Source organism: Bacillus sp. SRB_8, assembly GCF_003264205.1.
Lineage (GTDB): Bacteria > Bacillota > Bacilli > Bacillales > Bacillaceae_G > Bacillus_A > Bacillus_A mycoides.
In genome coordinates this window covers 16,742-41,852 of sequence record NZ_NADT01000004.1, presented here as the reverse complement: position 1 = coordinate 41,852, position 25,111 = coordinate 16,742, and the positions used below count along the sequence as shown (strand labels likewise).

General features: G+C 36.0%; 25 protein-coding genes and 4 tRNA genes. 3 read left to right on the top strand and 26 right to left on the bottom strand.

What is annotated here, in order from left to right; all coding sequences use genetic code 11:
• Window positions 1–141 precede the first annotated feature (141 nt).
• Complete coding sequence (gene guaC / locus B5P40_RS02405) at window positions 142–1,125, top strand: GMP reductase (RefSeq protein ID WP_002068771.1); 984 nt, start codon at window positions 142–144, stop codon at window positions 1,123–1,125.
• A gap of 138 nt (window positions 1,126–1,263) precedes the next feature.
• Window positions 1,264–3,081, top strand: a complete 1,818-nt coding sequence (gene pepF / locus B5P40_RS02400; RefSeq protein ID WP_113708785.1) for an oligoendopeptidase F — start codon at window positions 1,264–1,266, stop codon at window positions 3,079–3,081.
• 36 nt (window positions 3,082–3,117) lie between these two features.
• Here pepF and B5P40_RS02395 read toward each other — a convergent pair whose 3' ends face one another.
• From B5P40_RS02395 to B5P40_RS02280, 24 genes are all read right to left on the bottom strand, one after another.
• Complete coding sequence (locus B5P40_RS02395; RefSeq protein WP_002016446.1) at window positions 3,118–3,996, bottom strand: radical SAM/SPASM domain-containing protein; 879 nt, start codon at window positions 3,994–3,996, stop codon at window positions 3,118–3,120.
• A 180-nt stretch (window positions 3,997–4,176) separates the two neighbouring features.
• Complete coding sequence (rlmH, locus tag B5P40_RS02390; protein ID WP_002130178.1) at window positions 4,177–4,656, bottom strand: 23S rRNA (pseudouridine(1915)-N(3))-methyltransferase RlmH; 480 nt, start codon at window positions 4,654–4,656, stop codon at window positions 4,177–4,179.
• Window positions 4,657–4,715: 59 nt separating this feature from the next.
• On the bottom strand, window positions 4,716–4,901 hold the full coding sequence (locus B5P40_RS02385; protein ID WP_002035001.1) for a CxxH/CxxC protein: 186 nt from the start codon (window positions 4,899–4,901) through the stop codon (window positions 4,716–4,718).
• A 53-nt stretch (window positions 4,902–4,954) separates the two neighbouring features.
• Complete coding sequence (locus B5P40_RS02380) at window positions 4,955–6,142, bottom strand: S1C family serine protease (protein WP_002035000.1); 1,188 nt, start codon at window positions 6,140–6,142, stop codon at window positions 4,955–4,957.
• A gap of 63 nt (window positions 6,143–6,205) precedes the next feature.
• A complete protein-coding gene (locus B5P40_RS02375; RefSeq protein ID WP_002167283.1) occupies window positions 6,206–7,000 on the bottom strand; it encodes an MBL fold metallo-hydrolase in 795 nt (264 codons plus the stop codon).
• On the bottom strand, window positions 6,984–7,820 hold the full coding sequence (locus B5P40_RS02370; RefSeq protein ID WP_002130182.1) for a two-component system regulatory protein YycI: 837 nt from the start codon (window positions 7,818–7,820) through the stop codon (window positions 6,984–6,986). The genes B5P40_RS02375 and B5P40_RS02370 overlap by 17 nt, the downstream gene beginning before the upstream one ends.
• Window positions 7,801–9,138, bottom strand: coding sequence for a YycH family regulatory protein (locus B5P40_RS02365; protein ID WP_002143957.1), 1,338 nt, complete (start codon window positions 9,136–9,138; stop codon window positions 7,801–7,803). The genes B5P40_RS02370 and B5P40_RS02365 overlap by 20 nt, the downstream gene beginning before the upstream one ends.
• On the bottom strand, window positions 9,135–10,970 hold the full coding sequence (gene walK, locus B5P40_RS02360) for a cell wall metabolism sensor histidine kinase WalK (RefSeq protein WP_002130184.1): 1,836 nt from the start codon (window positions 10,968–10,970) through the stop codon (window positions 9,135–9,137). Before walK ends, B5P40_RS02365 begins: the two co-directional genes overlap by 4 nt.
• Before the next feature lie 3 nt (window positions 10,971–10,973).
• Complete coding sequence (gene walR / locus B5P40_RS02355; RefSeq protein ID WP_113708784.1) at window positions 10,974–11,681, bottom strand: cell wall metabolism DNA-binding response regulator WalR; 708 nt, start codon at window positions 11,679–11,681, stop codon at window positions 10,974–10,976.
• Between the two features lie 282 nt (window positions 11,682–11,963).
• Window positions 11,964–12,036 (bottom strand) — tRNA-Phe (locus B5P40_RS02350).
• Window positions 12,037–12,077: 41 nt separating this feature from the next.
• Window positions 12,078–12,153, bottom strand: a tRNA-Asp gene (locus B5P40_RS02345).
• A gap of 22 nt (window positions 12,154–12,175) precedes the next feature.
• Window positions 12,176–12,247 (bottom strand) — tRNA-Glu (locus B5P40_RS02340).
• Window positions 12,248–12,260: 13 nt separating this feature from the next.
• Window positions 12,261–12,336: transfer RNA gene (locus tag B5P40_RS02335), tRNA-Lys, on the bottom strand.
• Between the two features lie 154 nt (window positions 12,337–12,490).
• Window positions 12,491–13,780 carry an adenylosuccinate synthase gene (locus B5P40_RS02330; protein WP_060750783.1) on the bottom strand — a complete coding sequence of 430 codons (1,290 nt, stop codon included), beginning with the start codon at window positions 13,778–13,780 and terminating at the stop codon, window positions 12,491–12,493.
• Window positions 13,781–13,995: 215 nt separating this feature from the next.
• Window positions 13,996–15,357 (bottom strand): replicative DNA helicase, encoded by a 1,362-nt coding sequence (gene dnaB, locus B5P40_RS02325; RefSeq protein ID WP_002016457.1) that lies wholly within the window; start codon window positions 15,355–15,357, stop codon window positions 13,996–13,998.
• Between the two features lie 27 nt (window positions 15,358–15,384).
• Window positions 15,385–15,831, bottom strand: a complete 447-nt coding sequence (rplI, locus tag B5P40_RS02320) for a 50S ribosomal protein L9 (protein ID WP_002130186.1) — start codon at window positions 15,829–15,831, stop codon at window positions 15,385–15,387.
• A complete protein-coding gene (locus B5P40_RS02315) occupies window positions 15,828–17,801 on the bottom strand; it encodes a DHH family phosphoesterase (RefSeq protein ID WP_002016460.1) in 1,974 nt (657 codons plus the stop codon). Before B5P40_RS02315 ends, rplI begins: the two co-directional genes overlap by 4 nt.
• 78 nt (window positions 17,802–17,879) lie before the next feature.
• Entirely contained in the window at window positions 17,880–18,815 is a 936-nt protein-coding gene (locus B5P40_RS02310; RefSeq protein ID WP_113708783.1) for a YybS family protein, read from the bottom strand.
• A 79-nt stretch (window positions 18,816–18,894) separates the two neighbouring features.
• Window positions 18,895–19,128 carry a 30S ribosomal protein S18 gene (gene rpsR / locus B5P40_RS02305; protein WP_000918874.1) on the bottom strand — a complete coding sequence of 78 codons (234 nt, stop codon included), beginning with the start codon at window positions 19,126–19,128 and terminating at the stop codon, window positions 18,895–18,897.
• A gap of 44 nt (window positions 19,129–19,172) precedes the next feature.
• Entirely contained in the window at window positions 19,173–19,694 is a 522-nt protein-coding gene (gene ssb, locus B5P40_RS02300; RefSeq protein ID WP_000981963.1) for a single-stranded DNA-binding protein, read from the bottom strand.
• Between the two features lie 26 nt (window positions 19,695–19,720).
• Window positions 19,721–20,011, bottom strand: a complete 291-nt coding sequence (gene rpsF / locus B5P40_RS02295; RefSeq protein WP_001233782.1) for a 30S ribosomal protein S6 — start codon at window positions 20,009–20,011, stop codon at window positions 19,721–19,723.
• A gap of 191 nt (window positions 20,012–20,202) precedes the next feature.
• Window positions 20,203–21,303: a redox-regulated ATPase YchF gene (ychF, locus tag B5P40_RS02290; protein WP_002159666.1), complete on the bottom strand. Its 1,101-nt coding sequence runs from the start codon at window positions 21,301–21,303 to the stop codon at window positions 20,203–20,205.
• A 115-nt stretch (window positions 21,304–21,418) separates the two neighbouring features.
• Window positions 21,419–21,616, bottom strand: coding sequence for a DUF951 domain-containing protein (locus B5P40_RS02285; RefSeq protein WP_000436054.1), 198 nt, complete (start codon window positions 21,614–21,616; stop codon window positions 21,419–21,421).
• A 20-nt stretch (window positions 21,617–21,636) separates the two neighbouring features.
• Entirely contained in the window at window positions 21,637–22,494 is an 858-nt protein-coding gene (locus tag B5P40_RS02280; protein ID WP_002089952.1) for a mechanosensitive ion channel family protein, read from the bottom strand.
• A gap of 260 nt (window positions 22,495–22,754) precedes the next feature.
• Between B5P40_RS02280 and yyaC the strand changes: the two genes are divergently transcribed.
• Complete coding sequence (yyaC, locus tag B5P40_RS02275) at window positions 22,755–23,351, top strand: spore protease YyaC (RefSeq protein ID WP_088293170.1); 597 nt, start codon at window positions 22,755–22,757, stop codon at window positions 23,349–23,351.
• A gap of 20 nt (window positions 23,352–23,371) precedes the next feature.
• On the opposite strand, the gene spo0J is transcribed toward yyaC, so the two are convergent.
• Together spo0J and soj are read right to left on the bottom strand one after the other, a co-directional pair.
• Entirely contained in the window at window positions 23,372–24,223 is an 852-nt protein-coding gene (gene spo0J / locus B5P40_RS02270; RefSeq protein ID WP_171902578.1) for a stage 0 sporulation protein Spo0J, read from the bottom strand.
• Window positions 24,216–24,977: a sporulation initiation inhibitor protein Soj gene (gene soj, locus B5P40_RS02265; RefSeq protein WP_002016469.1), complete on the bottom strand. Its 762-nt coding sequence runs from the start codon at window positions 24,975–24,977 to the stop codon at window positions 24,216–24,218. Before soj ends, spo0J begins: the two co-directional genes overlap by 8 nt.
• Window positions 24,978–25,111 lie beyond the last annotated feature (134 nt).

Sequence of the window (25,111 nt, the reverse complement as noted above, 5' to 3'; positions counted from 1 at the left end):
CCAAAAATATTAAATAAGCTTTATTTTTTAAAATTAAACATTAAAACCTTTGACTTATTACTAAAAATACTGTAAATTATCACTTGGACGAACGTTCTTAAGTAAACTATGTAAAATATTCGTATTTTAGGGGTGTAAACGATGGAAAACGTATTTGATTATGAAGACATTCAATTAATTCCTGCAAAATGTATTGTGAATAGCCGATCTGAATGTGATACAACTGTCACTTTAGGAAAACATAAATTTAAATTACCTGTCGTACCTGCAAATATGCAAACGATTATTGATGAAAGAATCGCAACTTATTTAGCTGAAAATAATTACTTCTATATCATGCATCGTTTCCAACCAGAGAAACGAATTTCATTCATTAGAGATATGCAATCACGTGGATTAATTGCTTCAATCAGCGTTGGTGTTAAAGAAGACGAGTACGAATTCGTACAACAATTAGCTGCTGAGCAACTTTCACCTGAATACATTACAATCGATATCGCACATGGTCACTCTAACGCTGTGATCAACATGATTCAACATATTAAAAAACATTTACCAGAAAGCTTCGTTATCGCTGGAAACGTTGGAACTCCAGAAGCGGTAAGAGAATTAGAAAACGCTGGTGCTGATGCAACAAAAGTTGGCATTGGACCTGGTAAAGTTTGTATTACTAAAATTAAAACAGGCTTTGGAACTGGCGGTTGGCAGCTAGCTGCACTTCGCTGGTGTGCAAAAGCTGCAAGTAAGCCAATTATCGCTGACGGTGGTATTCGTACACATGGCGACGTAGCTAAATCAATTCGATTTGGAGCAACTATGGTTATGGTCGGTTCTCTATTCGCAGGTCATGAAGAGTCTCCAGGGGAAACAATCGAAAAAGATGGCAAACTTTATAAAGAGTACTTCGGTTCAGCTTCTGAATTCCAAAAAGGTGAGAAGAAAAACGTTGAAGGTAAGAAAATGTTCGTTGAGCATAAAGGTTCTTTAGAAGACACTTTAATCGAAATGGAACAAGATCTTCAATCTTCTATCTCTTACGCTGGTGGAACAAAATTAGACGCAATTCGTACTGTAGATTATGTAGTCGTGAAAAACTCTATTTTCAACGGTGACAAAGTATATTAATTTATAAATTTAACTAGAAGGACAAGCATTTTTTATGCTTGTCCTTCTTTTTCATGTATAAAAATGTAAAATATTTTCATTTCACTGAATTTTCTAGTATCATGTTTTTAGATACTTATAATAAGGGGGATATAACAAATGAAAAATGTAATTGAGAAACGCCTTATTCGCGCGGAAGTCTCTACTGAATTGACATGGGACCTTTCTGATTTATACGAATCTGATAAAGAGTGGGAAACTGCATTACGTGTATTAACAGACGATATAAAAAAACTTGATGCATTTAAAGGACAATTACACACTAGCCCCGCTACCTTATTAAATTGCCTACTTTTAGAAGAAGAGCTTTTAATGAAGTTAACAAAACTCGGCGCATATGCAAATTTAAAAGAATCCGCTGATCGTACAGATTCAGTTATTCAAGCGAACTCTTCCAAAATTTCCGCTCTAGGAACGAATGTACATACCGCACTATCCTTTATTCATAACGAAATTCTCTCATTTGAGGAGGGAATAATTGAAAAATATTTAACTGAGGAAATAAAACTTGAACCTTTCCGTAAATCATTACTAGAGATACTCAAAAAGAGGCAGCACACACTCTCTCCTGAAACAGAAGAAGCTCTTGCTGCACTCGGCGAAGTTCATAGTTCACCCTACAAAATTTACGGCATGACTAAATTAGCCGATATGGATTTCCCTTCTATACAAGATGAACAGGGAAATGATTTGCCTGTATCGTTTGCATTATTCGAAAGCAAATATGAATTTTCTCCAAGCGCATATATACGTAAAAAAGCATATTCATCATTTGTTTCCACATTGAAACGATATAAAAATACAGTTGCAACAACATATGCTACTGAAGTAAAAAAACAAGTGGCGCTTTCTCGTTTGCGCAAGTACGAGTCCGTTACCCATATGCTTTTAGAACCTCAAAAGGTTCCACTTGAAATGTTTAACAACCAACTAGATATTATTTATAACGAATTAGCGCCTCATATGCGCCGTTTTGCAGATTTAAAAAAGAATGTATTAGGGCTTGATCAAATGCTTTTCTGTGACTTACATGCACCGTTAGATCCTGAATTTAATCCAACAATCACTTACGAAGAAGCTGGCAAACTCATTCAAGATTCTTTAAAAGTATTAGGAAATGAATATAGTTCCATTATCGAAAAGGGCTTCAAAGAAAGATGGGTAGACCTTGCAGATAACGTAGGAAAATCAACAGGTGCCTTCTGCTCTAGCCCATACGGTTCTCACCCTTATATTTTAATTACATGGCAGGGTACGATGCGCGGGTGTTTCACATTAGCTCATGAATTTGGACATGCTGGTCATTTTTATTTAGCAAATAAAAATCAGCGTATTATGAATGTGCGTCCATCTATGTACTTCGTTGAAGCTCCATCAACGATGAATGAATTACTATTAGCCCAGCATTTACTTGCGACTACTGAAGATAAGAGAATGCGCAGATGGGTTATTCTGCAACTACTCGGCACATATTACCACAACTTCGTTACCCATCTACTTGAGGGAGAATATCAAAGAAGAGTATACGCTCTAGCAGAAGAAGGGCAAGCACTCACAGCTACAACTTTAACTGAAATAAAAACGAAGGTCCTTTCGATATTCTGGGGAGATTCCGTAGAAATTGATGAAGGCGCCGGTTTAACATGGATGCGTCAACCTCACTATTATATGGGCTTATATTCTTACACATATTCTGCGGGACTAACTGCTTCTACCGCTGTAGCTCAAATGATTAAAGAAGAGGGACAACCTGCTGTTGATCGCTGGCTTGATGTACTCCGTGCAGGCGGTACAATGAAACCACTTGAATTAATGAAACACGCTGGAGTAGACATGTCAAAACCAGATGCAATCCGTAAAGCCGTTTCTTACGTCGGTTCCTTAATTGATGAATTAGAACGTTCTTATCAAGAATAAAAATAAGCCCTCGCTTTATGAGGGCTTATTCTATATTTACTTTCCAAATCTTTTGCGGTATCCGCACTTTCTACATAGTTCTTCTACTGCAACCCTTTTTGAAAATCCATCTACAATATTGTTCGCTCTTTCGCCTTCAATAATATTAGAGAATGAATCATTATTAATATTTCCAAGATTAATAATTCCCTCACCATCTAGACAACAAGGAATAACCGTTCCGTTCGCTAAGATTCCAGCCTGATTTCGAAGACCATGACAGAATCCTTTTCCATCATCCTCTTCTTCATGCAATGCCGGCCACTGGAATTCATAGTCTTGATTAATAAAGACACGTTCCGCAATTTTTATACCTTTTCCCGGTGTAAGCTTCTCTTCAATTTGATAAGATAGATCAAACTCATTTTCAATTATAGATAATAAATCCCTATTTTTTTGGATTTCAGCATTTGTTTTATTATCCTGAGTTAAATTCCATAATCTTAGTGAAACGATTAAGTCCGATTGACTTGTTGCCTCTCTAATGAAAGAAAGTATACTCCTTACATAGCCCTCTTTATCTTGCGAACCTGGGTGTCCATCAAAACTGTGCAGTGAAAAATTCATTTGTCTTAGAGCTGGCTTATTTAACAGTCTATGCCTTCTCTTATTAATTAACGTTCCGTTCGTTGTAATATTAACTTTAAACCCTTTTTCATGGCTTAAATCTAATAGTTGATCTATTTTCGGATGGAGCAACGGCTCACCCTTCACGTGCAAATAAATGTAGTCTGTGTGAGGTTTAATTTGGTCTAATCTTTTAGCAAAATCCTCTACAGAAATGAATTGCTTCTGCCTTTCCGTCGGCGGACAAAAGCTGCACGCAAGATTACATACACTCGTAATCTCCAAGTAAAACTTCTTAAACTTCTTCACCTTTAATTCCTCACTTCTATGACTACTTATACTTTTTCCCTCTTCATATTACAGCATATTTTTTTAGAAATAGAAACATACTTATTTTAGGAAATCTACATACCATCTATTAATGTTTAAAAGACCATCGGTGATTTTTGTCCAATGGTCTTTTTTACTCTTTATATACAAATGAAAAATTTATTTATGATACGGTTCACCACGATTAATCCGAAACGCTCTATACACCTGCTCAAGCAATACTAATCGCATTAATTGATGTGGTAATGTCATCTTCGAAAAAGAAAGAGATTCGTTTGAACGCTTCATTACTTCAGAACTAAGCCCCAGTGATCCACCAATTACAAATGTGATCTTGCTCTTTCCATATGTAGCAAGGCGATCTATACTTACCGCAAATTCTTCTGATGATTTTTGTTTTCCTTCTATAGCTAACGCAATGACATGCGTATCATCAGAAATTTTATCCAGTATACGAATACCTTCTTTTTCTTTTACAATTAACATTTCTGCTGCACTTAAATTTTCTGGTGCCTTTTCATCTGGCAATTCAATTACTTCTACTTTTGCGTAAGAAGATAATCGTTTTAAGTATTCTGCTATACCTTGTTTTAAGTATTTTTCTTTTAATTTTCCGATTGAAATAATCGAGATATTCACATTTATTCCCCACCTTACAAACACGTTATCCACAGGACTTATCCACATATCCACAAATGTTACCCACATATTGTGTGAGAATCTGTGTTCGATACAACATATGTCGCCTCATTTTGACAAAATTCACATGTTTTTTTCTCTTCTTTAGAGTTATCCACATTGTTAATAACCGGTGCAACTTCACACTCATCCACAATGATATCTAATGCTAATTCAACATGTTCTAAACAACAAGGTAAATTCATATTCTTCACCTCACTTTTCTACAATAGAAAACAGGAGGTAGACCCTCCTGTTTTTAATACTTTTGAATGCCTAATTTCACCGTTGTTGTCGCTCGTTTTGTACCACGATAAAACGTAAGAGTCATTTTATCATTAATTTTTTTATTATATAAGGCCGTGCGGAACCCAATAATATCGTGCACCGCTTTTCCATCTACCGCCACAATAACATCATGTTCTCTAAGACCCGCATCCGTACCTGGCGAAGGACTTTTCACATCTAAAATGCAGACTCCTTCTGTTACGTTACCTGGTAAGTGTAATGTTTTTGACCAATAGTAACTCGGAATCTCATTTAATGACCTTAGTTCAATCCCAACGTAAGGTCTTCTTACTTTACCGTACTTTTCTAGTTCATTCATAATAGGAACAGCTCTCGTAACTGGAATAGCTAGTCCAATTCCTTCTACTTCTTTTGCTGCAATTTTCATTGAGTTAATACCTATTAATTGTCCCGCTACATTTACAAGCGCTCCACCACTATTACCTGGATTAATTGCCGCATCTGTTTGCAATACTTCTACTTGCCAATCGTAATGTCCATCTTGATCTAAATCTACAGGAACAATACGCTCATTAGCCGAAATAATACCTTGTGTGACAGTTCCGGAAAATTGTAACCCCAGTGGATTTCCAATCGCAATAACTGGTTCTCCTCTACGAACGGTATTAGAGTCGCCAATTTCAATCACTTTCTTCACATGCTTCGCATCTATTTCTAGTACAGCTAAGTCCGTGACTACATCGGTTCCTAATACTTTACCTGGAATTTTCTTACCGTCACTTAAGCTCACTTCAATACGATTCGCCCCAGCAACAACGTGGTTATTCGTTACAATATACGCATGTCCATCTGTTCTCTTATAAATCACACCAGAGCCTGTACCAGCTTCCGAATCAGCCTCTGAAAAATTGTCTCGTTGAATATTAATAACACCAACAACAGCCTCTGAAGCACGATCAACAGCGTCTACAAAGCTAATCTGTTTAACAGGAACATTTCCACTTTGAGCTTCAGCCATATTTTTTTCACTTGCTTCAGCTTGCGGAAGCTTACCTGCATGATTTGAAAATAAAGGAGCTCCAAATGCAAATAATGAAGCCCCTACAATTGTCCCCGCTATACTAGAAATGACAATACCTTTATGTTTCTTTTTCCCTGCACGTTTAATACGATATTTTTCTTCATCAATAAAGGACATATTTGTTCACCTATCTTCCTGAAAACAACTATATTCACCTTTATTGTTTACTAAAATGAAGAATTATACGTATTGAATTTTCGTAGGCACTTTTTGATCTGTATCATGTATTTCAAAGGATTTTCCAACCCCAAAACCTTTTTCTTCTAATACTTGTGATACAGACATACGCGCTAATTCTTTCATGTTATTATCTAAGCTTAAATGTGCTAAATAAATGTGTTTTGTCTCATCTGTAATAACATCAGCCATCGCTAATGCAGCGTCCTCATTACAAACGTGGCCAACGTCGCTTAAAATACGTCGCTTAATGCTCCATGGATAGCGTCCCATACGAAGCATTTCCACATCATGATTGCTTTCAAACACGAAAGCATTTGCTCCCTTAATAACACCTTTCATACGGTCACTTACGTAGCCCGTATCTGTAATAAGAGCTAACTTTCTATTATTGTTATGAAAAGCGTAAAACATCGGTTCCGCCGCATCATGAGAAACACCAAATGATTCAACTTCAATATCCCCAAATGTTTTCACGTCTCCTACTGAGAAAATGAATTTTTGATCAGTTGGGATATTACCTATTAAATGTTCCATTGCATTCCATGTTTTCTCGTTCGCATAAACAGGTAAATCATATTTACGCGCCAATACACCTAATCCTTTAATGTGATCACTATGCTCATGTGTTACAAGAATACCTGATATGTCATTTATATTCAGTTCAGCTTGTTTAAATAAAGCCTCTGTCGCTTTACCACTTAAACCTGCATCGACAAGCAGTTTTTTTTCATCTGTTCCTACATATAGCATATTCCCTGTACTTCCACTTGCAAGTACACTAAAATGCATGCTCATTCTTTCTCACTCCATTATGTTCTTCCGGCACTTGAGTTTCCCCTAATTCCATAACTTGTCCTTCAATTGCATTCACAAAAAAATCCTTTTTTTGTTCTGTCTTTAAGTTCCATGTTGGAGCAAGCACTTGTATATTAGAAGAAGACTCCGCAAGAGTCGCATATCCAATCTGCGCCTCTTTCACGTGCGTATTTTCTGCAATTTTATTTTTCAAATATATATTTTCTAAAGCTGTTTGAGCAGTAATAATTTCTTGTTCTTTCGTCTTTTCGCTTTCGCCCATTTCCTTCAAATCCGTTAACATTGTTTGTGTATATGAAATAAGCTCATTTTTTTCATTTAAATCTACAACAATCATCGCACGATTATTGTAGAAGATTGGTTTATCTTTATACTTTTGAAAGAAGTAAATTTTTGAGTCCTTTATTGCTCCAAACTCATATTTTTGTCCATCCAGCACATAATTTTTCAAAAACTCATTATACTTATCTTTTGACAATGATTTTGTATTTAAAAAAGGCTCTTTTAATTTACCCTCTATTTGATATTCGTCTTGCACATGCGCTGTCTGATTTTTTAAAGATTCCACATCTTCTTCTTTGAAACCCTTATTTTTCGCCATTATAAATGACTCTTTTTTCGGTTCTTTAGGAAAATTTCCCATAGTAATTTTTTCAGCTTTTAATTGTTGATCAATTTTCGTTTCCGTCACAAGTTCTAATTGATTACTATCTTGCTTTTGAATGAACTGAAAGATAAGAAAGAGGTCTAAAACAAAAAAGGTCACAATAAATATGGTCTTAATTCGATCCCAATCCATTTAGTCCCCCCTCACTCCACTCATATATTTGTTGCTTACCATCTTCTTCACATTTTACATACCATATCGGCTGTAAGACAGCGATTCTCACATCACTGATGGACGGTTCCAATGACATTTTATAACCAATACCAACATCCTGAATTGATTTTTTATCAATTTCTGGATTATTCTCTAGTGATGTCATCACTGTACGACCTGATGCGAGAGAAGTTGTTTGTTGTTTACTAGGCAAAGTAATACTGAACTCAAAAAAGGGTCTTTCATACTGCATAATTTCACCTGAACCCCATACTTGTTTTAATTCCGCTATTCCATTTGCATTAAATACAGGCAAACCATCCTCATATAAACGGAATGAAGTTTTCCTCCCATTAATATAATCAAAACGATAGGACTTCAAGGATCCACTATGCCCACTTACAAAGTCAAAACTTTTTTGTAAAATTACCGCATTATCCGTAGATTTATCACCATGTACAGCGGAATTTTTATATTTCAACATTGCATCCGACTTATCAATTTCCATAGAACGGATGCCATCTGTAAATGTTTCCTTTGTTTTCTCAGAAATAGGACTTAAATAACGTGGATCACTAAATAAAGCATTTTTAAATGGATCCACTTCTAGTTTAGCTGTAATATACTCTGCCTTACTTAATTCCGTAATCCCCTCTGGTAAAAAAAGTTTTTTTGTATCATTTATTTGATACTCAAAATATGGTCTTGCTACTGTTATAAGTTGATTTTGAGCATTTATAATATCCTTTATATAAGCACCACTCAATGTTGCTTGATATATTTTATGAGGAGTATCATAGGAAACAAAGCTAACTTTAATTTCTTGGTCCTTACTTCTAGAAGGATCAATTATAATACGATTAAAACTCCTGTTACTTTCTATGTTTTTATCTTTAATATTAAACATATTTTTAATCGTATCTAACGGGATATTTGTAGGAAAAACAAATTCAATTTTTTCTTCTCCGTGTACATAAGACAGAAAATCACCTTTAGGGACTGTCCCCGTTATTTCCTCGAAATTATGTAATTCTCCGTTTTCAAGAATTTTATAGATCGAATCCACATTTTCCTTCTTTTCGCTTACATAATGATTTTTCTCTTTATGAATAACGACAGAGGATGGGCGAACAACCTCCGAAATCTTTATCGTATTTATCTCTTCGTTACCTTGAACGAACTTTGTATTTTGCATAGAAGTAGAATCAGGAACATATGTCCACAAGTTAAAAGTAAGAAATAGACTAATGACAACCAAATTAATTAGAACTATCGTTTTAAAGTTTTCCATACTCATTCCCAATCGTCCTCTTCATCTGTCGCCATTGGCAATGTGAAATAAATAGTTGTCCCTTTTCCTTCCTCACTTTTCGCCCAAACCGAGCCGCCATGTGCCTCAATCATTTCTTTCGCAATGGCTAACCCAAGACCTGTACCACCCATTTGTCTCGAACGCGCTTTATCTACACGATAAAAACGTTCAAATATTTTATCTACATTTTCTTTCGGAATTCCCATTCCTTGATCACTCACACTAATCTCTAATAACTCCCCGCGGTCACGTAGGCGATATGTTACTGTACCACCTTCTGGCGAATATTTTAGTGCATTGGAAATAATGTTATATAAAACTTGTGTAATTTTGTCTGTATCCATATCAATAAATCGAGATTTTTTAGAGAAAGATCGTTTGAAGCTTACATTTTGCTCTTTAGACATTTCAAAACGATCGATAACGTTATTAAAGAAATCAGTAAAGTCGACCCATTCCTTCATTAAGCGATGTTCTGTACTATCTAGTTTAGATAGTTGTAACAATGCATTTACAAGCCTGATCATTCTTTCCGTTTCTTCTTGTGTAACTGTTAAAAATTGCGGTGCAATATTGGGATCTTGCCATGCTCCATCAGTAAGTGCTTCTAAGTAACTGCGCATCGTTGTTAACGGCGTTCTTAACTCATGAGATACGTTCGCAACAAACTCACGGCGCTCTTGTTCTATCCGCTCCTGCTCTGTTACATCATATAATACAGCAATTAAACCATTTGCCTTCCCTGTTTCTTTTTGAATAACAGAGAAACTAGCACGTAAAATATATGGTTCATTTCTCGTACTAAAATCTAATAAAACTGAATCAGGCTCTTCATATAAATGATCCAGTGTAAATTCTTCTTGTATTCCTAGCACTTCTAACACTGATTGATCTAGCGCCGTTTCACGCGAAACATTTAACATCTTTTCCGCAGGATCATTTAATAAAATGATATCCCCTTTTCGATCAGTAGCAATTACTCCATCTGTCATATGTGATAAAACGGATGATAATTTTCGTCTTTCACTTTCTGTGGAGGAACGAGCTTGTTGTAATTTTTTAGATAAATTGTTAAAAGATAATGCTAATTGTCCAATCTCATCGTGACTATGCACCTTTACTTTTCGCGAATAATTTCCTTTCGCCATTTCAATTGCTTGTCTTCGCATATCTGAAATTGGTCTCGTAATTGTTTGAGCCAATAAAATTCCAAGTACAGCTGTTACTAATAAAGCAATTACTGTCCCCGTTGCGAAAATTTGGTTGATGTCCTTCATTTGTTTATACACATCTTCCATAGATGCAACGATATGAATGACACCAAGTACCTCTCCGCCTGGCTCTTTTAGAATAGGGGTAATCATAACTTGAACTCGATGACCTGTATTTCCATCTTTCTCAATCTTTGACTCTGGTTTCTTTTGTACCATTACCCGTTGTACAGCTGTATCTGCTGACGTTCTTCCTACCTTATTTTGCTTAGACCCGTCTGAAATTGCCATTAATTTTTTAGTAGCATCAATTACACTTACTTCTTGAATATCTTTCTTACGATCTGATGCGAATTTTTGAATCGAATCATTAATAGCTTTATCTACTGATTCTGTTTTAGGACGTTCTTTTACAAACTCTTGCTTCAGGTTATAAGAAAGTAGATTTGTTTGCTGCGTTAAGGAATCTTGAAAGCCTTTTACAAGGCTTTTTTCTAATTCCCTGACGAAATATACACCAATTACTTGCATTGCTATTAATATTAACAGCATATATATGAGCACAAATTTTAAATGAATAGATTGAAAAAAACCAACTTTCTTCATATACTATTCCTGTTCTGGGTCACGCATGTAATACCCTACCCCACGTCTAGTTACAATTAAAGTAGGATGACTTGGATTATCTTCAATTTTTTCGCGTAAACGACGTACTGTTACGTCTACTGTACGTACATCTCCAAAATAATCATAACCCCAAACTGTTTGTAATAAATGTTCACGAGTCATAACTTGACCTAAATGCTTCGCTAAATAATGTAGTAATTCAAATTCACGATGTGTAAGCTCAATGCTTTCTTCACGCTTTGTTACACTATAAGCGTTCGAATTGATAACGATTGGTCCAATAACCATTTCGGTATTTTCTTCTTTCTCTGCAGCACCACCCTGCTGATGGCGACGTAAATTCGCTTTCACACGAGCAAGTAACTCCCTCGTACTAAATGGCTTCGTTACATAATCATCTGCCCCAAGCTCAAGCCCTAATACTTTATCAATTTCAGAGTCTTTTGCTGTAAGCATAATAATTGGCATTTCTGAGCTTTTACGTATTTCACGACATACCTCTAAACCGTCTTTTCCCGGTAACATAATATCTAATAAAACCATATCTGGCTGTTCTTCATTTGCTTTTTCAATCGCCTCATCACCATCATGCGCCATTACAATTTCAAAACCTTCTTTTTCTAGGTTGAACTTCAAAATATCCGCAATTGGCTTTTCATCATCAACTACTAAAATTTTCTTTCCCATCATCGTCTATTTCCTCCTTATAAAAATATGATCAATAACCCTCAAACATATTGGTGTTTCTATAGTATGTTCCTATATGACAACAATCTTAGTCTAAGTATTTCTCCTCTATTCTCATAGACTCATGTATCATCCACTTTTACACAGAATCCTATACGATCTATAGAAAAACCTCTAGCTTCAACTGCTAGAGGCTCCTCATTCTATTGTAAAATAACTACCCACATTTGTAAAACTGGACAAAATAAAAAGGATATTAAGTGGGCCCACTTAATATCCTGAGAGTGGCTCGGGACGGAATCGAACCGCCGACACGAGGATTTTCAGTCCTCTGCTCTACCGACTGAGCTACCGAGCCAAAACTATATATAAAACCACTAATGGTGGTATAAACAAAAGTGGCGGTCCCGACCGGGGTCGAACCGGCGATCTCCTGCGTGACAGGCAGGCATGTTAACCACTACACCACGGGACCAAAAATGAACATAAAAAAAACATGACCCGTACGGGATTCGAACCCGTGTTACCGCCGTGAAAGGGCGGTGTCTTAACCACTTGACCAACGGGCCACGAAAAATAAAATGGTGAGCCATGAAGGATTCGAACCTTCGACCCTCTGATTAAAAGTCAGATGCTCTACCAACTGAGCTAATGGCTCATACTCACCAACGTCATATTTTCGTGACGACAAGACATATCATAACATGCTATCTTTCATTTTTGCAATACCCTTTTTTATTTTTTTATAAAAAATAAGAAAAAACTCATAAAAATATGAGTTTTTTCTTAAAAAAATCAATTTTTTATATCAATTAAGCTTCGTATACATTACGAACGATATTTGTTTGATTACGATCTGGTCCAACCGAGAACATAGATAATTGGATTCCTGTTAATTCAGAAACACGCTCTACGTATTTTCTTGCATTTTCAGGAAGCTCATCCAATGATTTCACAGCAGTAACATCTTCTGTCCAACCTGGAAGCTCTTCATATACAGGCTCACATTTCGCTAAAATGTTTAAGTTAGCTGGAACTTCATCGATAACTTCGCCATCGCATTTGTAAGCAACACAAATTTTAACAGTTGGAATACCTGTTAATACATCGATAGAGTTTAATGATAAATCTGTTAAACCACTAACACGACGTGCATGTCTTACAACAACGCTATCGAACCAACCTACACGGCGTGGACGACCCGTTGTTGTTCCGTATTCACGACCAACTTCACGAATTTGGTGACCGATTTCATCATTAAGTTCAGTAGGGAATGGACCATCACCAACACGGCTTGTATATGCTTTACATACACCTACAACGCGAGTAACTTTCGCAGGACCAACTCCAGTTCCAACTGTTACACCACCAGCAATTGGGTTAGAAGATGTAACGAACGGGTACGTACCGTGGTCGATATCAAGCATAACACCTTGTGCACCTTCAAATAATACACGATTATTGTTATCTAGTGCATCATTTAATACGACAGATGTATCGCATACGTAATGTGCGATTTGTTGTCCGTATTCGAAGTACTCTTCAAAGATTTCTTCTACGCTGAAACCTTCTGTATCGTACATTTTTTCAAACAAACGATTTTTCTCCACTAAATTACGCTCAAGCTTCTCTTTAAATGCTTCACGGTCTAAAAGATCAGCCATACGGATACCAATACGAGCAGCTTTATCCATATATGCAGGACCGATACCTTTTTTCGTTGTACCAATCTTGTTATCACCTTTACTCGCTTCTTCTAACTCATCTTGTTTTAAGTGATAAGGTAAAATAACGTGCGCACGGTTACTTACACGTAAATTATCAGTACTTACACCACGATCGTGTAAGTATTTCAACTCTTCAAGTAATGCTTTCGGATCTACTACTAAGCCATTTCCGATTACACAAATTTTCTCTTTATAGAAAATACCAGATGGAATTAAGTGTAATTTATATTTAACTCCGCCGAAAACAATTGTATGTCCCGCGTTATTTCCACCTTGATATCTTGCAACTACTTCCGCATGCTCAGAAAGAAAATCAGTGATTTTACCTTTTCCTTCGTCGCCCCATTGTGTTCCTACAACTACTACTGAAGACATTATTAAAGCACCTCCGCAATTTTCAAACGATCTATTCAAACAATATAATTGTACCAAAACAGAAAGAGAAGTCAACCAAAAAGCGAACATTTTTTTATCAAAAAACGTTTTCGTTCGTAAGAATTACATATTCATCTTATGAAAGCCCTATCTTTCATATAAAAAAAAAGAAACACATCTTATTATAAGAAATGTGTTTCTTTTTTATACTGCCTTTATGCGTGCGGTGCATGTCCATCCTCAAAGCGGCGTTCTAAGTTGACGAATTTATTAAATTCCTTAACAAACGCAAGCTCTACTGAACCTACCGGACCATTACGTTGTTTTGCAATGATAATTTCAATTGTATTTTTATTTTCTGTTTCACGGTCATAGTAATCTTCACGATATAGGAAGGCTACAATGTCAGCATCCTGCTCGATACTTCCTGATTCACGAATGTCAGACATCATCGGACGTTTATCTTGACGAGATTCTACACCACGAGATAACTGCGACAAGGCAATAACAGGTACTTGCAATTCACGTGCAATCCCTTTTAATGTACGAGAAATCTCAGATACTTCCTGCTGACGGTTTTCTCCTGATTTCCCACTTCCTTGAATAAGCTGTAAATAGTCAATCAAAACCATCCCAAGACCTTGCTCTTGCTTTAATCTACGACATTTTGCTCGAATCTCATTTACTTTAATCCCTGGTGTATCATCAATATATATACCAGCATTAGAAAGGCTACCCATCGCCATTGTTAATTTCGCCCAATCATCAGAAGTTAATGAACCGGTACGAAGTCTTTGTGCATCAATATTTCCTTCTGCACAAAGCATACGCATAACAAGCTGATCAGAGCCCATCTCTAAACTAAAAATCGCTACATTTTCATCAGTTTTCGTCGCTACGTTTTGTGCGATATTTAGTGAAAATGCAGTTTTTCCTACCGATGGACGCGCCGCCACGATGATTAAATCATTTCGCTGAAAACCTGCGGTCATCTTATCTAATTCAGTAAATCCAGTTGGTATCCCGGTAACTTCACCCTTTTGATTATGCAAAAGTTCAATTTTATCATAAGCATCTACAAGAACATCTTTAATGTTTTGGAATGCTTTTGCATTTGTTTGGTGAGATACTTCTAATATTTTTTTCTCAGCCTCATTTAAGAGGCCATCCACATCATCTTCTCGCTCGTATCCATCCGATACAATATGAGTCGCCGTTCGAATTAAACGACGTAAAAGTGCCTTTTCAGCGATGATGCGTGCATAATATTCTACGTTAGCAGCTGTTGGAACAACTTCTGCTAACTCTGCTAGATAAGAAACCCCACCAACTTCTTCTAGTAATCCTTGATCAGCCATCGCTGATGTCATTATTACTAAGTCAATTGGTTCTCCCTTATCAGACAACCCAAGCATGACTTCAAAAATCTTTTGATGTTTCGTTCGATAAAATGAGTCAGGTACCAATAGTTCCGATGCTGACGTTAACGCATCCTGATCAATTAATATGGCACCTAAGACTGCCTGCTCAGCTTCTATATTATGCGGAGGGGTACGATCAGCCATTACATCACTCATGCGCAATCCTCCTTGCTTAATTTATTTTTATTGTTCACTAACATGAACTTTTACTGTTGCTGTTACTTGCGGATGCAATTTCACATTGACGTTTGTATAACCTAATGCACGGATTGCATCATCCATTTCAAATTTACGTTTATCAAGTTTAATCTTGTGTGACTTTTGCATTACATCTACAATTTGTTTACTCGTGATAGAACCAAATAAGCGGCCACCTTCTCCAGATTTCGCCTTTACTTCTACAGTTAATTTCTCTAATGTTTCTTTCAGCTCTTTTGCATTCTCAACTTCTGCTGCTGCATCTTTTTCCTCTTTGCGCTTTTGAGCATCTAAAGTTTTCATACTGCTGTTTGTCGCTTCGGCAGCTAACCCCTGTTTTAGTAAGAAATTATTTGCATAACCGTCTGGTACGTTTTTTATTTCTCCTTTTTTACCTTTACCTTTTACGTCTTTTAGAAAAATTACTTTCATGATTGTGTGCCTCCCTGTAAATAGTCATCAATAACAAATCGAAGCTTCTCCTCCGCTTCATCTACTGTAACATTTTTCATTTGTGTGGCTGCATTTGTTAAGTGCCCGCCACCTCCTAAATTCTCCATAATTAGCTGTACATTCAATTCACCTAAAGATCTACCACTAATTCCAATGAAATTTTCTCCACGTTTTGCAATAACAAACGATGCAATGATACCTGTCATTGTCAATAATGTGTCTGCTGATTGTGCAATAAGTACTTGGTCATAATATTCATCACCATCAACTTTAGCAATCGCAATTCCATTTTTATAAATGTACGCATTTTTAATGGCTTTTGCAACTCGTAAATACTGACCCATATCTTCTTTTAAAAGCTCTTGTACAAGTACAGTGTCTGCGCCATGCGAGCGTAAATAAGAAGCGGCATCAAATGTACGAGCGCCTGTACGGAATGTAAAACTTTTTGTATCAACAATAATACCAGCTAACAATGCCGTTGCTTCTAACATTGTCATCTTTAAATTTTTCGGTTGATACTCAAGTAATTCTGTAACAAGCTCTGCCGTTGAAGAAGCGTATGGCTCCATATAAACAAGTAATGGATCTTCAATGAAATCTTCCCCGCGGCGATGATGGTCAATAACTACTACATTTTCAATCTTGTGTAACAGTTTTTCCTCCATCACCATTGAAGGTTTATGCGTGTCAACAACAACAAGTAATGAATCATCATTTGCAAATTCCATCGCTTGCCCTGGTGTAATAAAATGTGACCATAACTCTTCATTTTGTTTCACTTTATCCATCAAACGTTTGATTCCTTTATCAGAATCATTTTCATCTAATACAATATATCCTTTGCGCTCATTTAATTGAGCTACCTTTAAAATACCAATCGCTGCACCAATCGCATCCATATCAGGAGCTCTATGCCCCATTATAATGACATTACTGCTTTCTAATACTAAATCCTTTAATGCATGAGAAATAACCCTAGCACGTACACGAGTACGCTTTTCAACCGGATTCGTCTTACCACCGTAAAACTTAACTTTACCCGTTGCTTGTTTAATAGCTACTTGGTCTCCTCCTCGTCCTAATGCAAGGTCTAAACCAGATTGGGCCATCGCTCCAAGCTCTGATAAAGGTAAATCACCTGAGCCAACACCAACACTTAATGTAAGTGGTATATTCCTTTTTGATGTTTCTTCACGCACTTGATCCAAAATACTAAATTTCCCTTTCTCCATTTGCGCTAAAATACTTTCATTTAGTACAACGAAGAATCTTTCTGAAGATGCACGTTTCAAATATGCACCATACTTAACAGCCCATTCATTTAGACGTGACGTCACAAGACTTGTTATATTCGTACGTAATTGGTCATCTAATCCTTGTGTAACTTCATCATAGTTATCTAAATAAATAACAGCTAAAACAGTGCGTTGATCTTCATACATCTTTTCAATTTCTGTTTGTTCCGTTACATCAAAGAAATAAATTAGTTTTTCTTCTTTCCTTACAAAAACACGAAACTTTCGATTATTTAAAGAAACTATATCGTCAGAAGTTTCCCCCTTAATAAAAAGGAGTAATGTTTCTGATACATCGTAAAGGTGCCAACCAGCTAATGCATGCTGCCCCAAACATGATGATAAATAAGGATTCGCCCAATCAATCCCATAATCCTTATTGTATAACAAAATACCAATTGGCATTTGGTTAAATGCTTCATTACTCACTTTCTTTACCCTTGTAATCATATCTGTCGTATGTTTTTCAAAATTCCTTTGAAAAGTAAGTTCGAATCGTATAACGAAAAAAAGTACAATACAAAAGATAAAAAAGGCTGATATCCCCATAATTAAATGAAAGTAACAGAGGAGTGAAATTAGCACGAATACAAAAAATGCCAATACGTAAACAGGATATAAAAACCACTGTTTCTTATAAAATTCAGGCATGTATACAACTCCTATAAAGTAAAACTAACTCACTTTCCAGTTAGTTAAACAAATTAAAATAGTGTAAGGAATATTATTTTATTCCCCTATTTTAGAACGCAATGAAATCCCTAAATCAATTATACCTAAGATTGTTACAAGAGGAAACATCATCGGAATAAACATGCAGACAATAAAACTAATAATAGGAACACCTTTAGTAAATCCTTTTCTATGTGCTAAAAAGGCGATAAATGTCAAACCTTGCAGTACGAGCAATAGTGCAAAGATTACATATAGGTTAGAAAATACCATATGTAAATATGATGTTGGTTCTACCTTTATAAAAGTTGCTAACAAAATAAATATGACGTAATACCAAATAATACTCTTTGGCAATTGTATGTCTTTAAATTTAGGCCAAAGTGTTACTTCATGCTTTAACTTTTTCAAAACACTACCTGATATCATAACCGTAATCCAAGAAAGACACACAGAAACCATTACAAGTATACTCGGGAGTATCGTTTGTAATATATCATTCATTTGTGCGAATAATTTTTTTTGTTTCTTACTAACCTGCATACCAGCAGCATTTGCTATCTTTTCACTTTGTACTACACTTTCACTAAACATATTTTGCATTTTCTGTATTAAATCTATGTTGAAAAATTTTATACTCACAACATAAATGAGCATAATACCGATTAAGTATGCAAGTGTCCCTGCTATCAAAATTTCCAACGGCTTTCTTTGTTTTTTATACATGTATCCTAAAACAATACCCGTACACCCAAACATAATTGTCTTTACTAGACCTATCGGTTGACCCACAATAACAGCAATGAAAAATGCTGCTGTAAAAACTACAAAGGCATTAGGTACGCCATATTTTATCGTTAACAATATAAATGGTAACGGCAATACAAATGTTACAACTGTACCCAAAATCGGAACATACATAGATATGAGCAATAACATTGCATATATAGCCAATAACGCTGCGCCTTCGGTAATAAACCTTGCTTGTTTCACATTTTAACCTCTCTTTCAAAAAGAAAAGCATAGCAAAATGCACAGTAGAGTCCGACTCTACTGTGCATTTCATACGCTATTATTCACCAACATATGGTAAAAGTGCCATTTGACGAGCACGTTTAATTGCAACTGTAAGTTTGCGTTGGTATTTCGCGCTTGTTCCTGTTACACGACGAGGTAAAATTTTACCGCGCTCAGAAACGAAACGTTTTAATAAATCAACATCTTTATAGTCAATGCGAGTGATGCCGTTAGATGTGAAGAAACACACCTTACGACGCTTCGCACGTCCACCTTTGCGTCCTGCCATGTCTATTCCCTCCATTCTTTGTTAAAAATAGCCGATTCACACCATTAAAATGGTAAATCGTCGTCCGAAATGTCAATCGGTTGACCAACATTCGAAAATGGATCGTCATTCTTCGTAAATCCAGAGTTACCTTGATTACCTTGGTTACCTGAATTACTAGATTGACCAAATGGGTTAGAGCTTTGGTTACCGAAACCAGCTCCTGATGGTTGCTGATTGAATGAACCACGTTGCTCCCCACCGCCATTACGCGGCTCTAAAAATTGTACGCTCTCCGCAAGAACTTCTGTTACATATACACGTTTACCATCTTGTCCATCGTAATTACGAGTTTGAAGACGTCCGTCTACGCCTGCTAAGCTACCTTTTTTCAAATAATTTGCCACGTTTTCTGCTTGTTTACGCCATATTACACAATTAATAAAGTCAGCTTCACGCTCACCTTGTTGATTCGCAAATGCGCGATTCACAGCTAACGTAAAAGTAGCTACTGCAACACCATTGGGCGTGTAACGTAAGTCAGGGTCCTTAGTTAAACGACCAACGAGGATAACACGATTCATCAATCGAACCACTCTCCCTTATATATCAATTATTTTTCTTCTTCTTTAACAACGATATGACGAAGGATATCTTCGTTGATCTTAGCTAAACGGTCGAATTCGTTAATCGCCTCTGAGTTAGAGTTCACGTTTAAGATCATGTAGAAACCTTCACGTAAGTCGTTGATTTCGTAAGCTAAACGACGCTTACCCCACTCTTTTGTGTTAATGATTTCTGCACCATTGTTTGTTAAAACACCTGCGAAACGTTCAACTAAAGCTTTTTGAGCTTCTTCTTCAACGCCAGGACGAATGATGTACATAATTTCGTACTTTCTCATTACACTTTCACCTCCTTTTGGTCTAAACGGCCCATAATGGGCAAGGAGCAATTAATTTATAGTAATTACTCACGAGTTTAGATTATATCATAGTAAGTTATATGAATCAACTCACCAATACGTAAAAAACTTGGCAAACACATAATATATTTGCCAAGTTCATATCTTTATTTTTCCTAGGAAATATTAAATTAAACGTTAAAGCGGAAGTGCATAACATCTCCGTCTTTTACGATATACTCTTTTCCTTCTAAACGTACTTTACCAGCTTCTTTTGCAGCTGTCATAGAGCCATTTGTCATTAAATCAGTATAAGAAACTGTTTCCGCACGAATAAATCCACGTTCAAAGTCCGTATGAATAACACCAGCACATTGTGGTGCTTTCATACCTTGTTTAAACGTCCATGCACGTACTTCTTGCACACCAGCTGTGAAGTAAGTAGCAAGTCCTAATAAGTCATATGCAGCACGAATTAATTGATCTAAACCAGATTCTTCAATACCTAGTTCTTCAAGGAATACTTTCTTCTCTTCCTCATCTAACTCAGCAATTTCTGATTCTATTTTTGCACATACAACAATTACTTGTGAATTTTCATTTGTTGCAAATTCTTTTACCATTTGTACATATTTATTGTCGGAAGGATCCATAATATCATCTTCACTTACGTTTGCTACATATAGCATTTCTTTCGTTGTAAGTAAATGCAGGCCTTTAACAATCTTCATTTGCTCTTCTGTAAATTCAACAGTACGAGCTGGTTTTCCCTCTTCAAAAGCTTCTTTTAAACGAACTAAAATTTCATGCTCATATACAGCTTCTTTATCTTTTTGTCTTGCTAACTTCGCAACTCGTTCGATACGCTTATCAACAGATTCCAAATCCGCTAAGATTAGTTCTAAGTTAATTGTTTCAATGTCATCAATTGGATCTACTTTTCCTGAAACGTGCGTAATATTTTCATCTTCAAAACAACGAACAACTTGGCAAATTGCATCTACTTGACGAATGTGAGATAAGAATTTATTTCCTAACCCTTCACCTTTACTCGCACCTTTTACGATACCTGCAATATCAGTAAATTCAAATACAGTCGGAACAGTTTTTTTCGGTTCTACTAATTCCGTTAATTTATTTAAACGCTCATCTGGTACTTCTACAATCCCTACGTTTGGATCGATTGTACAGAATGGATAGTTCGCAGATTCTGCTCCTGCTTGTGTAATTGCATTAAATAAAGTGGACTTACCTACGTTAGGTAATCCAACAATCCCAGCCGTTAATCCCATATTTTTCACTCCTATGTCTCAATCTTTCATCATTATAGATAGTAACGAAAAAAATGACAAGTTTCCACCAAATGAAAAAAAGCAACGGCTGTCTACTGCAGCTGTTGCTTTTTCACTATTCTTCGTGCTTCACAAGTATTTTTTTCACCTTGCGATCAAACTCTCTTCGAGGAATCATTACCGAATGGTCACACCCCTCGCACTTAACGCGGATATCCATTCCCATACGAATAATCTTCCAGCGATTTTCACCACATGGATGGGCTTTCTTCATTTCCACAACATCGTACAAGTTATATTGTTTTTGCTCCATTCTCTAAATCCCTCCCACTATTAAATTGCTTTTTCACTAACTAATTCTTCGCGACTATATAAAACCATACGTGGGTATGGAATTTCAATCCCATGTAAATCAAGACGATTTTTAATCTCTTTGCGAAGAGCCCTCGCAATAACTGCATGCTGCATCGGCTCAACTTCAGCAATAACACGTAATACAACTTCAGACGCTGCCAATGTTTGAACACCTAGCAATTGAGGTGTTGTTACCATTTTCTCATATTTTTCTGGTAATTCTACTAATAAATCTTCAATAACTTGCTCCGCTCGTACTATATCACTTTCATAAGAAATAGATACATCAACAAATGCTACACTATTACTAACGGAAAAGTTCGTTACTTGTACAATACTACCATTTGGTATTATATGAATTTCACCTGTCCAGCTTTTCATCTTCGTTGTACGTAGTCCAATTTCCAAAACAGTTCCTTCAAATTGACCTATTCTTACATAATCACCTACTGAAAATTGATCCTCTAACAAAATAAATAATCCTGTAATAACATCTTTAACTAAGCTTTGTGCACCAAAACCGACTGCTAAACCAATTACCCCAGCACCGGCTAATAAACCTGACGCATTAATATCAAACACACCTAAAATCGCAATTAACATAATGAACATAACAACGTATGCCACAATATTTTCAAGCAACTTCGCTACCGTAACTGTACGACGTTCTGAAATTTGAATCGGCGAACGGCTTCCCATACGAAACGCATTTCGTACAATTGCCCTTGCAACTCGCACAACGATTGCACCAAGTATTAAAATAACGATTATTTTTAGTGACTTCACACCTATATTCGTCCAATCAATGGACTCAAACCATTTCAACGCTAAATCCATGTCCCTCTACCTCTCTAGCTAAAATTTCTTTTTAGTTATCCTTATTATTGTATCAGAACTCTCTCTGATTTCTGAAAAAAATTTATGACTTTAATTCCATTTGTTAACTTCCATTCAGGTATAAAATGAAACGAATATATATATACTAGTACTATTATTCCCGTTTTCATTCACAGTTTGTAAAAAGTATGCACTTATAATTTTCCATTTCACACACCATATAACATATTGTGAAAATTTATTAAAAGGATGGGTGCTTCATGAATATTAGAAGTTTTCGCTTACCTTTTTTTGAAAAAGAAACTCAAAATGTTATGCATCATGACTTAGAAGCCTCTGAGACAATCAGTAATTTCTTACTTTCCCATATTCCCATTAAGACTAATATGCCACTCATTCTCGTTTGTATCGGAACAGACCGTTCCACCGGTGATGCACTTGGTCCATTAGTTGGTACTAAACTAGAACAAATTGAAATCAAAAACCTTCAAGTATTCGGCACACTAGACGAACCAATACATGCACTAAATCTAGAAGAGAAAATTCAGAATATACAGAAAGAAAATCCTACTTCATTTATTATTGCTGTTGATGCATGTTTAGGAAAATCTCAAAGTATCGGTTCTATAACTACCGGAAAGGGCCCCAGTAAACCTGGAGCTGCGATGAATAAGAAATTACCTGAAATTGGTGACTTGCATATTCATGGCATCGTAAATTTAAATGGTTTCATGGAGTTTTTCGTACTTCAAAATACAAGACTAAGTTTAGTCATGAAGATGGCCGATGTAATTGTACAAAGTATAAAAGAAACCGATCAAAAATTATCTGCATTAAAAAAAGCAAACCATCTATAAACAATAAGATGGTTTGCTTTTTAATTTCCCTTTGATAATAATTCTAAAATTCGATTTAGATCTTCTTTATTAAAAAATTCGATTTCGATTTTACCTTTTTCTTTTTTCGTTTCTTTAATTTTTACATCCGTACCAAACTTTTCTCTTAAAAACGTTTCACGCTCTACAAAAAATATATTTCTTTCTTTTTTCACTTGTTGTGTTTCACGTGAAACACGTTGATTAATTTCCTGGACAATTTGTTCCAATTGGCGAACGTTCAGTCCTTCTTTTTCAATTCGCTTCAATAAAGATTTCAACTGTTCTTCATCTTTTATTGTAAGTAAAGTTCTTCCATGAGCCATTGAAAGTTGACCGTTTGCAATCATATCTTGAACGAATGAAGGGAGGCTTAACAAACGAGTATAATTTGCGATATAAGGCCTGCTTTTACCAAGACGTTTTGCTAATTGTTCTTGTGTTACATTTAGCTCGTTCATTAACATCTGATATGCCATTGCCTCTTCCATAGGATTTAAATCTTCTCGTTGTAAGTTTTCAAGCAAAGCAAATTCCATCATTTGTTGCTCATTTAATTGCCTTACGACAGCAGGCACTTTCTCAAGTCCGGCCTCTTTAGCAGCACGATATCTTCTTTCACCTGCAACTATTTCATATCCTTTAATACTCTTTCGAGCAATTAAAGGTTGCAATATACCGTGCTCTTTAATAGAAGCCGCTAATTCCTGAATCGCTTCTTTATTGAAATGTTTACGTGGTTGATATGGATTCGGCCTTAATTCAGTTACTATAATCTCCTGAATCGTTTCTTCTTCTTTCACATCTAAATCTGGAAAAAACACGTTGATTCCTCTTCCTAATCCCTTAGCCACCTGCAATCACTTCCTCTGCTAAATCTAAATATACTTCTGCTCCTCTTGATTTAGCGTCATACTGCATAATTGGTTTTCCATGACTTGGTGCCTCACTTAAGCGAACATTACGAGGAATAATCGAACGATATACTTTATCCCTAAAGTATTTTTTCACTTCATCTATAACTTGAATTCCTAAATTTGTACGAGCATCCAACATTGTTAACAATACACCTTGAATTGCTAAATTTTTATTTAAATGCTTTTGCACAAGTCGAACTGTATTTAATAGCTGACTTAACCCTTCCAGCGCGTAATATTCACACTGTACAGGAATAATAACAGAATCTGCTGCTGTTAATGCATTAATCGTTAATAACCCTAAGGATGGGGGGCAGTCAATAATAATATACTCATATTCATCACGAATTGGCTGTAACGCTCTTTGCAAGCGTACTTCCCGGGAAATGGTTGGTACCAATTCAATTTCAGCACCAGCCAATTGAATTGTAGCGGGTAGAACATCTAAGTTTTCAGTTGCGGTTTTCCGTATGGCACCTTGAACATCTGCATCTTCTACAAGAACATTATAAATACATTGATCTAATTCAGACTTTTCAATCCCTACACCAGTCGTTGCATTTCCTTGAGCATCAATATCTACGAGAAGGACTTTTTTTCCTACTTGTGCCAATCCAGCCCCTAAATTAACGGATGTTGTTGTTTTTCCAACACCGCCTTTTTGATTAGCAATAGCAATGATTTTTCCCATGATGTCACCTACTTTCAACCTTTCTTTCTTATTCTAGAAACAATTACGTTTATTGTAACATGAAATAAAAGTTTTTCTTTTACGTCCTTATTAAACTTCAAAATTTATTTCTAAACTCCTTCTTGCTTTAACAA